The sequence below is a fragment of the Pseudomonas viridiflava genome (genome assembly GCF_001642795.1).
Lineage (GTDB): Bacteria > Pseudomonadota > Gammaproteobacteria > Pseudomonadales > Pseudomonadaceae > Aquipseudomonas > Aquipseudomonas viridiflava.
Map to the genome: position 1 here is coordinate 178,066 of NZ_LKEH01000023.1, position 12,984 is coordinate 191,049.

Sequence of the window (12,984 nt, forward strand, 5' to 3'; positions counted from 1 at the left end):
CTGGCTCCTGTACAACTGACAGATAGCAAAACGCCCCACTGAGGGGGCGCCTTGTAGAACTTATTCACAGGTTAGATCAGACAGCTGCTTTCTTGGTAGCCGCTTCGATCTTGCGAGTGATGTACGCCTGTTGTGCGATCGACAGGGTGTTGTTCACAACCCAGTACAGAACCAGACCGGCAGGGAACCACAGGAAGAAGAACGTGAAGATGATTGGCATCATTTTCATGACCTTGGCCTGCATCGGATCCGGAGGAGTCGGGTTCAGACGCTGCTGAATGAACATGGTCGCGCCCATGATGATCGGCAGAATGAAGAACGGGTCCTTGATCGACAGGTCGGTTATCCACAGGATCCATGGAGCCTGACGCATTTCCACGCTTTCCAGCAGTACCCAGTACAGCGACAGGAACACCGGCATTTGCACAAGAATCGGCAAGCATCCACCCAGCGGGTTGATCTTCTCTTTCTTGTACAACTCCATCATTGCCTGGGACATTTTCTGGCGATCATCGCCATGTTGTTCCTTCAGCAAGGCCAGTTTCGGAGCCACAGCGCGCATGCGGGCCATCGATTTGTAGCTGGCTGCTGAGAGCGGGAAGAACAGGCCTTTGATCAGCATGGTCAGAACGATGATCGACCAGCCCCAGTTACCGAGGATCGCGTGGATATGTTGCAGCAGCCAGAAGATAGGCTGGGCAATGAACCACAGGAAGCCATAATCGACTGTCAGTTCCAGACCTGGGGATAACTCTTTGAGTACCGCCTGGCTTTTCGGACCTGCGTACAAGGTCGCAGTGGTCTCGCCTTTGGCACCCGGAGCAACGGTCAACGTCGGGCTGGTGAAGCCGATGATGTAATTGCCCTGGCTGTCTTTACGGGTCTGAACTACGTTGGTTACGTTGTGATCAGGAATCCACGCAGTCACGAAGTAGTGTTGCAGCCAGGCAACCCAGCCACCTTGAACCGTTTCCTTGACCTGACCCTTGTCGATATCTTTCATCGACACTTTCTTGTAGGGCTCGGCAGCTGTCCACAGCGCCGCACCCAGATAAGTGGCGGTACCGGTAGCTGTAGTCGATGACGGATCGGAGCTGGAATCGCGCTTCAATTGCGCGAACAGGTTACCGGCCCACGGCTGAGCGCTCTGGTTATCCACAACGTAGGTCACGACCAGGTCGTAAAGGCCACGTTTGAATGTGAAGCGCTTGATGTAATTGATGCCGTTTTCCGAGAATTTCAGGTCCACGACCATATCGTTCTGGCCATCAGCCAGTTGATAAGTCTTCTGTGTGGACGTGTAAACCGGACGACCGGCGGCACGAGCATCGGGACCGTTGGTACCCGTCAGGCCGCTTTGGGCCAGAAAAGTACGTTCGCCACCGTTGTCGAACAGCTGAAACGGCACTTCAGGACGGTCCTGACGGCGTGGATAAAGAGGCAGACGAAGCTGAACCACGTCACCACCCACCGGATCGATCGCCAGATCGAGCACGTCGGTCTTGACCTGAATCAGGTCTTTGCTGGCTACGGCCGGAGTTTCAAGAGGAGCCGCGGCAGTGGTTGCATTCGCGCTTGGAACATCAGCGCTGGCAGAACCATTATTACCAGCAACCGTATCCGGAATACCCGGTGCGGTGTTGCTGGCTGCAACATTCTGGGTCGGCATGGCTGCCTGACCGTAGTCCTGGTTCCATTTCAGAACCCCGACGTAGGTCACGATTGCCAGGGCGACGATCAGGATCGTGCGTTTAATATCCATGATTACTCGGCCATCGAAGAAGAACGGGAGGTGGGGACAGGTGGAACCGGGTCATAACCACCGGGATTCCACGGATGACAGCGACCCAGGCGGCGCATTGCCAGCCAGCCGCCGCGCAAAAGGCCATGATTATCGATGGCTTCATACGCGTAGCAGGAGCAACTGGGGTAGAAACGACAGTGACTGGCCATCAGCGGGCTAATGGCATAGCGATAAAACTGGATCGGAACGAGTGCCAGTTTACGCATCGGGACTGTCCACCCCTGCAGGTTCGGTTTTTGTCTGTGGAGCAGGTTGGCTGCGTGCCAGACGTTTCCACAGCTTGCCGAAATGCTGAATCAGTTCAGGGTTTTCTACATCACCCAAACCTTTACGCGCGACGATAACGATATCCCAACCGACCAAACTGTCTTGGTGTTGGCGAAATGATTCGCGCATCAGGCGTTTCAAACGATTGCGCTGAACGGAGAGCTTGACGCTCTTTTTACCTATCACAAGCCCCAGGCGGGGATGATCAAGGTCGTTGTTGCGCGCAAGGAGCAGGAGATTTTTCCCCGGAACCTTGCCGGTAGGGGAGTCAAAGACTGCCTTGAAATGCCGGGGAGTCAGCAAACGCTTTTCCCGACTGAAGTCTCGACTCACCTCCTGCGCCGATTTATCAAACTGCCAGACGCTTACGGCCTTTGGCGCGACGACGCGACAGAACGGCACGGCCGTTTTTGGTGGCCATACGTGCACGGAAACCGTGGGTGCGGGCGCGCTTGATAGTGCTGGGTTGGAAAGTACGTTTCATGGCGTGTTACCTGGTTCGTCCACTACGGGCCGGAATGGCCCCCGTTTTAAGAGACCGGGGATTCTAGAGAAAGCAGGCCCGCAGGTCAATTTCCAACCAGCTTTTCTTCAATAACGTTCTTTATGGCCAATTTGCCGGTCTTGAAGGGGACGAATCGTCACGCACGCTGCACAGTTATAGAAATAAAAGAGAGAGAGTATTTAAAGCTTTTCTATAAAGCTTATAATTCTTACGTCGGGCATATCTGTGGATAAAACGCTGTAAGCCTTGCTATAAAAGGTGTACAGCGTTTCAAAAGGTTGTCGAGAAACCGTGCTCTGCCTGTGCTGCACCCTCGGAAAAGCTGTGCATGAAAGGCTGATTTATCCACAGGCGTGTTATCCACAGACTTGAACCCCGACTTATGCAATGGGCTGAAGTAGGCTTATCCACAGAGCTTATGCACATACCGTTCGTCGTCTGTAGATGCCTCAAATCAATGATTTATAGCCGACTGTTAGCAACCTACATGTGGATAAGTCTTCAACGGACCGTTACAATGGCGGCTGTTTTTGCCACACCGGCTTTTGACTTAGGGGATATCCGTGTCAGTGGAACTTTGGCAGCAGTGCGTGGAGCTTTTGCGCGATGAGCTGCCTGCCCAGCAATTCAACACTTGGATCCGTCCGCTACAGGTCGAAGCCGAAGGCGACGAGTTGCGTGTCTATGCACCGAACCGCTTCGTGCTTGATTGGGTGAATGAAAAATACCTGGGCCGATTGCTCGAGCTCCTTGGCGAACACGGTCAAGGGATGGCGCCTGCGCTTTCCTTATTAATAGGAAGCAAACGCAGCTCTGCGCCGCGTGCCGCACCTAACGCGCCGCTCGCCGCAGCTGCTTCGCAAGCCTTGTCTGCGAATTCGGCCAGCAGCGTTCAGGCTCCTGCTCCGGTTGCCGCGCCCGTTGCCCAGGCAGCGTCGCCCTCTCCTGCTCAGGAACTGCCGGCTCACAACGAGCCATCGCGTGACAGTTTCGATCCCATGGCCGGTGCGAGTTCTCAACAGGCACCAGCGCGCGCTGAACAACGTACCGTGCAGGTCGAAGGTGCGCTCAAGCACACCAGCTACCTGAACCGTACGTTCACGTTCGAGAATTTTGTAGAGGGTAAATCCAACCAGCTGGCGCGCGCTGCCGCCTGGCAGGTCGCAGATAACCCGAAGCACGGCTACAACCCGCTGTTCCTTTATGGCGGTGTCGGTCTGGGTAAGACGCACTTGATGCATGCTGTGGGTAACCATCTGCTCAAGAAAAACCCGAACGCCAAGGTCGTCTACCTGCATTCGGAGCGTTTCGTGGCCGACATGGTCAAGGCGCTGCAGCTCAACGCGATCAACGAGTTCAAGCGTTTCTATCGCTCGGTCGATGCGTTGCTGATCGATGACATTCAATTCTTCGCTCGCAAGGAACGTTCGCAGGAAGAGTTTTTCCATACGTTCAACGCGCTCCTTGAAGGCGGACAACAGGTCATCCTCACCAGCGACCGTTATCCGAAAGAGATCGAAGGTCTCGAAGAGCGTCTCAAATCGCGTTTCGGCTGGGGTCTGACCGTGGCGGTCGAGCCACCCGAACTGGAAACCCGCGTGGCGATCCTCATGAAGAAGGCAGATCAGGCCAAGGTCGATCTGCCCCATGACGCTGCATTTTTCATCGCGCAACGCATTCGTTCCAACGTCCGTGAACTTGAGGGTGCGCTCAAGCGAGTCATCGCGCACTCGCACTTCATGGGACGTGACATCACGATCGAACTGATTCGTGAGTCGCTGAAAGACCTGTTGGCTCTGCAAGACAAGCTGGTGAGTGTGGATAACATTCAGCGCACCGTTGCCGAGTACTACAAGATCAAGATCTCCGACCTGTTGTCCAAGCGTCGTTCCCGCTCTGTAGCCCGTCCAAGACAGGTTGCGATGGCGTTGTCCAAAGAGCTGACCAACCACAGTCTGCCGGAAATCGGTGACGTGTTTGGCGGTCGCGACCATACAACCGTTCTGCACGCGTGCCGAAAGATCAACGAGCTCAAGGAATCCGACGCGGATATCCGCGAGGACTACAAGAACCTGCTGCGCACTCTGACTACGTGATGACGCCAGTGCAGCTTATTAAGGCAAGGGACTAGACCATGCATTTCACCATTCAACGCGAAGCCCTGTTGAAACCCCTGCAATTGGTGGCCGGCGTGGTTGAACGCCGTCAGACCTTGCCGGTGCTATCCAACGTATTGATGGTCGTCGAAGGCCAGCAGTTGTCGCTGACCGGTACCGACCTTGAAGTCGAACTGGTTGGACGCGTGCAGCTGGAAGAGCCGGCCGAGCCTGGGGAAATCACTGTCCCTGCGCGTAAGCTGATGGACATCTGCAAAAGCCTGCCCAACGATGCGTTGATCGATATCAAGGTCGACGACGCCAAGCTGGTGGTCAAGGCCGGCCGTAGCCGTTTCACCTTGTCCACCCTGCCTGCCAACGACTTCCCTACCGTGGAAGAAGGTCCGGGTTCACTGACGTTCCAGTTGGGTCAGAGCAAGCTGCGCCGTTTGATCGAGCGCACCAGCTTCGCCATGGCTCAGCAGGACGTGCGTTACTACCTCAACGGCATGTTGCTTGAAGTCAGCGCAGGCGTACTGCGTGCTGTCGCGACCGATGGCCACCGTCTGGCAATGTGTTCCATGACTGCCGACATCGAACATGCTGACCGCCATCAGGTTATCGTGCCGCGCAAAGGTATTCTGGAAATGGCTCGTCTGCTTACCGAGCAGGACGGCATGGTCAGCATCGTACTGGGGCAGCATCACATCCGCGCAACCACAGGCGAGTTCACCTTCACCTCGAAACTGGTCGACGGTAAATTCCCTGACTACGAACGCGTGCTGCCAAAAGGTGGTGACAAGTTAGTGCTGGGCGATCGTCAGGCGCTGCGCGAAGCCTTCAGCCGTACCGCGATTCTGTCCAACGAAAAGTACCGTGGTATTCGTCTGCAACTGGCCAGCGGTCAGCTCAAGATTCAGGCGAACAACCCTGAGCAGGAAGAAGCGGAAGAAGAAATCGGCGTCGAGTACAACGGTGACTCGCTGGAAATCGGTTTCAACGTCAGCTACCTGCTCGACGTTCTCGGCGTGATGACCACCGAGCAAGTGCGTCTGATTCTGTCTGACTCCAACAGCAGTGCGCTGGTGCAAGAGTCAGACAATGATGACTCGGCATACGTTGTCATGCCGATGCGTCTGTAACCATGTACAGCGCAACCTAGATGTCTCTCAGCCGCATCTCGGTCACCGGGGTGCGCAATCTGCACCCGGTGACCCTCTCCCCCTCTCCGCGTATCAATATCCTTTACGGCGCCAACGGCAGCGGCAAAACCAGCGTACTGGAAGCCATCCATCTGCTGGGCATCGCTCGTTCGTTCCGCAGCAGTCGCCTGCTTCCAGTCATCCAGTACGAGCAACCGTCTTGCACGGTCTTCGGTCAAGTCGAGCTTGCCCAAGGTGGGCATAGCAGTCTGGGTGTAGCGCGTGACAGACAAGGTGAATTCCAGATCCGCATCGACGGGCAGAATGCGCGCAGTGCTGCACAGCTTGCTGAAATTCTGCCGTTGCAGCTCATCAATCCGGACAGTTTCAGATTGCTTGAAGGCGCACCGAAGATTCGCAGACAGTTTCTGGACTGGGGAGTGTTCCACGTGGAACCTCGTTTCATGGCCACTTGGCAGAGGCTCCAGAAGGCCCTGAGGCAGCGAAACTCATGGCTCCGGCATGGTACACTTGACGCCGCTTCGCAGGCGGCATGGGACCGTGAACTGTGCCTGGCGAGTGATGAGATCGACGAGTTTCGTCGGGCATACATCAAGGCATTGAAGCCAGTCTTTGAACAAACTTTGAGCGAACTTGTTGAGCTTGAAGGATTGACCCTGAGCTACTACCGAGGATGGGACAAGGAAAAAGAGCTGAGCACTGTGCTCGCTTCTTCCCTGAATCGCGATCAGCAGATGGGCCATACACAGGCCGGACCACAACGCGCTGACTTGCGTCTTAGATTGGGCGCACACAACGCCGCGGACATTTTGTCCCGGGGTCAGCAGAAACTGGTGGTCTGTGCGTTGCGCATCGCGCAAGGACATCTGGTTAGTCAGGTCCGGCGCGGCCAGTGTATCTATCTCGTCGATGACTTGCCTTCCGAACTGGATGACAACCATCGCCGGGCGCTTTGCCGTTTGCTGGAAGAATTACGCTGCCAGGTATTTATCACCTGTGTAGACCAAGAATTTTTGAGGGAAGGCTGGCAGACGGAAACGCCAGTCGCTTTGTTCCACGTGGAACAAGGCCGTATCACCCAGACCCACGACCATCGGGAGTGATTGCATGAGCGAAAATCAAACGTACGACTCGTCCAGCATTAAAGTGCTGAAAGGACTTGATGCCGTACGCAAGCGTCCCGGGATGTACATCGGCGATACAGACGACGGTAGCGGTCTGCATCACATGGTATTCGAGGTGGTTGATAACTCGATCGACGAAGCATTGGCAGGCCATTGCGACGACATCAGTATCATCATCCATCCTGACGAATCGATCACCGTCCGCGACAACGGTCGCGGTATTCCGGTAGACGTGCACAAAGAAGAAGGCGTGTCGGCAGCCGAGGTCATCATGACCGTGCTCCACGCTGGCGGTAAGTTCGACGACAACTCGTACAAGGTGTCCGGCGGCCTGCACGGCGTGGGCGTCTCGGTAGTAAACGCCCTCTCGGAAATTCTGCTGCTGACTGTGCGTCGCAGCGGCAAGATCTGGGAGCAGACCTACGTTCATGGTGTTCCACAGGAACCTATGAAGATCGTAGGCGAAAGCGATACTACGGGTACCCAGATCCACTTCAAGCCTTCTGCAGATACGTTCAAGAATATCCACTTCAGCTGGGACATCCTGGCCAAGCGGATTCGTGAACTGTCCTTCCTGAACTCTGGTGTCGGCATCATGCTGAAGGACGAGCGCAGCGGCAAAGAAGAGCTGTTCAAGTACGAAGGTGGTCTGCGTGCATTCGTTGAATACCTGAACACCAACAAGACGCCGGTCAACGAAGTGTTCCACTTCAACGTCCAGCGTGATGACGGTGTGGGTGTCGAGATCGCGTTGCAGTGGAACGACAGCTTCAACGAAAACCTGTTGTGCTTCACCAACAACATCCCGCAGCGCGACGGTGGTACTCACCTCGTGGGCTTCCGCTCTGCACTGACCCGTAACCTGAACAACTACATCGAGCAAGAAGGCCTGGCCAAGAAGCACAAAGTCGCCACCACCGGTGATGATGCGCGTGAAGGTCTGACAGCGATTATCTCGGTGAAAGTGCCTGATCCCAAGTTCAGCTCGCAGACCAAGGACAAGCTGGTTTCGTCCGAAGTCAAAACTGCTGTCGAGCAGGAAATGGGCAAGTACTTCTCCGACTTCCTGTTGGAAAATCCGAACGAAGCCAAGGCTGTCGTCGGCAAGATGATCGACGCTGCGCGCGCGCGTGAAGCTGCTCGCAAGGCCCGTGAGATGACCCGCCGTAAAGGTGCATTGGACATCGCTGGTCTTCCAGGCAAGCTCGCTGACTGCCAGGAAAAAGACCCTGCCCTCTCCGAACTGTATCTGGTGGAAGGGGACTCTGCTGGCGGATCAGCCAAGCAGGGGCGCAATCGTAAAACCCAGGCCATCCTGCCGCTCAAGGGCAAGATCCTGAACGTTGAAAAAGCGCGTTTCGACAAGATGATCTCTTCGCAGGAAGTCGGCACCTTGATCACTGCGCTGGGCTGTGGCATCGGCCGCGAAGAGTACAACATCGACAAGTTGCGTTATCACAACATCATCATCATGACCGATGCTGACGTCGATGGTTCTCACATCCGTACCCTGCTGCTGACCTTCTTCTTCCGTCAGTTGCCTGAGCTGATCGAGCGTGGCTACATCTACATCGCTCAGCCGCCGCTTTACAAGGTCAAGAAAGGCAAGCAGGAACAGTACATCAAAGACGACGAGGCTATGGAAGAGTACATGACCCAGTCGGCTCTGGAAGACGCCAGCCTGCACCTCAGCGAGTCCGCACCGGGTATCTCGGGCGAAGCGCTGCAACGTCTGGTGAACGACTTCCGCATGGTCATGAAGACGCTCAAGCGTCTGTCGCGCCTGTACCCTCAGGAACTGACCGAGCACTTCGTCTACCTGCCTCCTGTCACGCTGGAACAGCTTTCCGACCATGCTGCCATGCAGTCCTGGCTGGACCTGTTCGATGCGCGTCTGCGCACCGGTGAGAAGTCGGGTCTGGTCTACAAGGCCAGCCTGCGCGAAGACCGTGAACGTAACGTCTGGCTGCCAGAGGTAGAACTGATCTCCCACGGTCTGTCGAACTACGTCACGTTCAACCGCGACTTCTTCGGCAGCAACGACTACAAGACCGTCACTGCCCTGGGCCTGCAGATCAGCTCCTTGCTGGAAGAAGGCGCCTACGTGCAACGTGGCGAGCGCAAGAAACAGGTTACGGAGTTCAAGGACGCCCTCGCCTGGCTCATGGCCGAAAGCACCAAGCGCCACACCATCCAGCGATACAAAGGTCTGGGCGAGATGAACCCGGATCAGCTGTGGGAAACCACCATGGACCCAAGCGTGCGCCGCATGCTCAAGGTCACCATCGAAGACGCCATTGGCGCTGATCAGATCTTCAACACCCTCATGGGTGATGCGGTCGAGCCACGCCGTGACTTCATCGAGAGTAATGCTTTGGCGGTTTCGAACCTGGATTTCTGATCCAGTGTAGGATCACAAATTTGTTGATCGTTTTAACAAATAGTTAATCAGACGCCCCTCCGACGGGGAGTCGACAAAAAAGGCCAATTCGTTGAATTGGCCTTTTTTTCTGCGCTCGAAATTCGATATCTACCTTCTGAAAGACAAGGTGCTGAACCAACACCTTAGGGAGCGTATGAGGAAGGCGCCTATCAGGGCGGTTGTGCCGAGGATGCCCGACGTTTATCTAGGACTGGTCCCGAAGCCTCGGGAATGAAGGAACATATTCCCTAAGTCGTTTGGACCTACATCAGAGGCCTCACTGACGGTCAATGACTTCTTCAGAAGGTATATCTCTTTGATTAGTTGCGGTGGGCGCGCTGGGAGTAGGACCATGGGCATTAACAGGTAAGCCCCAGCCTTCTTGTAGTCTGCCAAAAACTTTGAAAGATTTATCTCATTTGCAGGCTCCATTGTTATGGAGCGTACAGTGAGCATCGGCGTTCGTTGATCTTCTTCATCCCTTTGGATGTTTGAAGTGATAGCCATTCCGTAATGCGATGGATGCTCTGAGGAAAAATGGCGAACAATGTCGATAAGAATCTCATCGTTCTTATCTATTGTCCCGAATCGCTCTCGCCACCGCTCAAAAATTTTTACGGCCGCAGCCCGATGTTTGAACATTAGCGCCATGAAGGGCGGAGCTGCTAGATCGAGCGCCCCATAAGCCACGCCTGTCCAGCCAGCGCGGTCCCAAAGGTGAACGTCGATCACTGATCGTACTGCTACACCGCGATGGTCCGTAAACTTCGGAGGTTCTGCGTCGTTGGGTACTGGTTTCCCGGGTTGCACGCCTGCTCTGGCTGCCTTCGGATCTCGTCTAACCTGCGGCCTACTTGGAGTGGCTTCGAACGTTTTTAGTGCATGCTTTTCCCAAGACTCAAGGCGTGCCACACCATTGAAAATGCGCTCCCGACTAAAACAAAGCGAACCGATCATCGCGACCCGTTCCATTGCGGCATCTGCTTTGAATAGCTGGTCAACGGCAGCTCCGAAATTCTTCGCGGTGCAAGTCGCAGAGAAAATTGTGGCTGCGACTTCTAGCAGCATGGAGAGAAAATCGCTGTGAACCGCCGGGTTCCACGGGAACATATCCTTAGGCCAGCGGACGGTCACTCTCATATGATCCAAATCAGCAGCCACCTCGAAACACGCGATGTCCGCTTCGATAATTTTGATTCGGAAACGCTCTGTGTGAGCGAATGCTTCTAGCTCGAACGCGGTTGCGAAGAAAGCCTCGATCGTCCCGGCAATGGCTTCGGCGACGGTTATACTCACGTCGGTAGGTTCATGTCGAACATGTACCTGAACGCCTAGTACCGAGGTGACATACTCCTGAGCATCCGGGCCGTTGAAAATTGGCGGGCGCCCACTCGCATCGCCCGCCGGCTGTCCCGCTAACTGATTGAAAAAGATCTCAACAGCCTCAGTAGTTTCGCTTTCAGGTATCCAGCCTTCCTCTCTCAGAACGTCCTCATACCCCAGCAGGTATAGCAGCGTAGTTCTGCTCACATCCAGGCCTAATCCCGCGAGGACATCCGGAATCGATTCCAGCCTTGGAATCTCTTCCCTCGAGAGGTTCGCCAGCTGACAGGCCAGTACCATGTCATAGTCTTTCAACTGCTCGGCGGCGCGCTTCTTTGCGTTTTCACCGAAAGGCAGAGAGGTCATACATCCCCGCGCAATCTGAATAGTTTCTAGCAATTCGGGGAAGTGCTTAAGCTGGCATGCTTGCCATGCTGCATTCATGAGCGCGGGGAACACGTTTAACGGGAGCTCTCCATCCTCTTCGCCTTCGATGAAGAAGATCGTCGCTGCTGAGGTGCAGCTCGCACGTGCTGCCCAAAGCAAGCCTGCACTTTGGTAAGCAAGCGCCAGTTGAAGCTGTGCGTCGGCGAGATCTCCCGCATTCTCCTTTTTGGAAAGCAGCCGGACTGCTTTACCGAGAAGCCGGATCATCTCCATTTTCTCGTCGAAGTCGAGCTGCTTAGCGCGCTTGAGCAATACCACTGCCCCTTGAACTTCTCCTGAGCGCTTAGCCACGAAGTCAGATAGTTGATCTATTAGCGTTCTGTAACCGCGATCTTTGCCTGCGGCCTCGCCAAACACTTCGATAAGCCTCACCAGGCGCTTGGCGTTGAACTCTCCTAAACCTTCAGCCTCGACGAGAATGTTCGCGAACTGCGGCCACAGCGATGAAACCCGCTCCGGCTCTCCAAATGTTAAAGCTTCGTTGAGCTGGATAGTGAGCAGAGAGGTCCTTGCCTCAAGCGCATTGTTTGGGCGGCTGCTGTCGCTCGCCAGTTCGGCGAGACGGGAGGACAATCGGGCGATCCGGGGCTGTAGTTGTACCTCTTCCGGCGTACGGTGGCGATGAATGACGGTGTTGAAAAGCAGCTGCAGGAGGTTGCAGAGCATCCCGAGGTTTATCGAATTCTCATTTTCGATGACCCGATTCTCGAACCCGTCATACCCATCGAGAATCGCTTTGAGGTCATCAAACCACCAAAACTCTGTCCAAAGCGATTCGTAACGCGCGGTGAGCTGCTGTCGATACGTTCCTCCATCGTCCGCCAGGCGGACGGCGCGAAGGAATCTGCCATCCACATCCGTTCGCGGCAGCTCCAGCTCTCGTGCCAGTGTTGCTGCCAAAAGTGCCTCCGAAGCGCGCTGCATTTTCATCCCAACAAATGCAGAAGGGTCTTCAAGCTCTCGCTCAGTGTCCGCCAGTTGCTGCTTACGTGAATAGTCCGATGGGCCTAGAACCAGATCGTCCGCTTCGTCACCGATTTTAAGGTAGTTGAACGCGAGGTCTAGGCGGTTTTTATCGATAACCTCATTGATGATCCAAGCTCGGTCATGAATGGTCACCTGGACACCGTGCAAACGGCTCAGCTCATCTTCTACACGGGCTCGATCCTTCGCACGCGCAGCTCTCGACGTGACAAAAAATATCTTGGTGTAACCGCGGCTTGTCGCCACGATGCCATTCACATCGGATCTGATCTTGTCTGCCCAAGTTTTTTTTGCGCTGAAAGCAAAAGCCCAGCGTTCGGTGCCGCTATTTGCTGTACCAACAAAGGTCAGAGTGCTGATGTCATCAGAAACTGGAAAGGTCTCGGTGTCGGCCTTGCTGTCACCACCGCCCTCCGGCCCAGTTGCCGGCCTCAGGTTTGGACAAATCGTCCGCTCGCAAAGCTTGCGGCAGAACAATTCAAAGTCATGCGTCTGATTACGCTCGGTGATGGTCTCCAGGTGATGAGACAGGACCTCAGCTTTGAGCTGGTGTTTGATCTTGCGGGTAGAGTCTGAATAGAGCTCGGGTCGGATCTGACGCATGAACTGGGAGGGCGAGACTACCTTATCTTCAGCCTTCATCTGCATCACGTGGGATCCTTTTCGGCGAGGCGTAGGCAGTTGATGACAATGTATACCGTGAAGCGGCGCCAGATTAAATAGGATCCACATTCAGTCGCGGCATTCAAGATCCCAGGCATCTTCGCCCATTAAGAAGCCTGAGACGTATTCTTGCTGTTCTTTGAAGGTAACGCGGTCGTGAGCCCAACCGAGATGCTTGTCTAGAAG

At 55.0% G+C, this 12,984-nt stretch carries 9 protein-coding genes; 4 read left to right on the forward strand and 5 right to left on the reverse strand.

Features of this window, described 5'->3' with window-relative positions; translation table 11 throughout:
• Window positions 1-76: 76 nt before the first annotated feature.
• From yidC to rpmH, 4 genes are read right to left on the reverse strand one after another with little or no spacing between them, the layout of a single operon-like run.
• Window positions 77-1,762 (reverse strand): membrane protein insertase YidC, encoded by a 1,686-nt coding sequence (gene yidC / locus AO065_RS09700; protein ID WP_004882448.1) that lies wholly within the window; start codon window positions 1,760-1,762, stop codon window positions 77-79.
• 2 nt (window positions 1,763-1,764) lie between these two features.
• On the reverse strand, window positions 1,765-2,010 hold the full coding sequence (gene yidD / locus AO065_RS09705; protein ID WP_004882449.1) for a membrane protein insertion efficiency factor YidD: 246 nt from the start codon (window positions 2,008-2,010) through the stop codon (window positions 1,765-1,767).
• Entirely contained in the window at window positions 2,003-2,404 is a 402-nt protein-coding gene (gene rnpA / locus AO065_RS09710; RefSeq protein WP_004882450.1) for a ribonuclease P protein component, read from the reverse strand. The genes yidD and rnpA overlap by 8 nt, the downstream gene beginning before the upstream one ends.
• 16 nt (window positions 2,405-2,420) lie before the next feature.
• Window positions 2,421-2,555, reverse strand: coding sequence for a 50S ribosomal protein L34 (gene rpmH / locus AO065_RS09715; RefSeq protein WP_002551315.1), 135 nt, complete (start codon window positions 2,553-2,555; stop codon window positions 2,421-2,423).
• 584 nt (window positions 2,556-3,139) lie between these two features.
• Here rpmH and dnaA point away from each other — a divergent pair.
• From dnaA to gyrB, 4 genes are read left to right on the forward strand one after another with little or no spacing between them, the layout of a single operon-like run.
• A complete protein-coding gene (dnaA, locus tag AO065_RS09720) occupies window positions 3,140-4,672 on the forward strand; it encodes a chromosomal replication initiator protein DnaA (RefSeq protein ID WP_004882451.1) in 1,533 nt (510 codons plus the stop codon).
• Window positions 4,673-4,710: 38 nt separating this feature from the next.
• On the forward strand, window positions 4,711-5,814 hold the full coding sequence (gene dnaN, locus AO065_RS09725) for a DNA polymerase III subunit beta (RefSeq protein WP_004882452.1): 1,104 nt from the start codon (window positions 4,711-4,713) through the stop codon (window positions 5,812-5,814).
• A gap of 20 nt (window positions 5,815-5,834) precedes the next feature.
• Window positions 5,835-6,938, forward strand: a complete 1,104-nt coding sequence (gene recF / locus AO065_RS09730; RefSeq protein WP_004882453.1) for a DNA replication/repair protein RecF — start codon at window positions 5,835-5,837, stop codon at window positions 6,936-6,938.
• A gap of 4 nt (window positions 6,939-6,942) precedes the next feature.
• Entirely contained in the window at window positions 6,943-9,360 is a 2,418-nt protein-coding gene (gene gyrB, locus AO065_RS09735) for a DNA topoisomerase (ATP-hydrolyzing) subunit B (RefSeq protein WP_004882454.1), read from the forward strand.
• Between the two features lie 222 nt (window positions 9,361-9,582).
• Here the strand turns inward: gyrB and AO065_RS27290 are convergent, their stop codons facing one another.
• A complete protein-coding gene (locus AO065_RS27290) occupies window positions 9,583-12,783 on the reverse strand; it encodes a hypothetical protein (protein ID WP_004882455.1) in 3,201 nt (1,066 codons plus the stop codon).
• Between the last annotated feature and the right edge of the window lie 201 nt (window positions 12,784-12,984).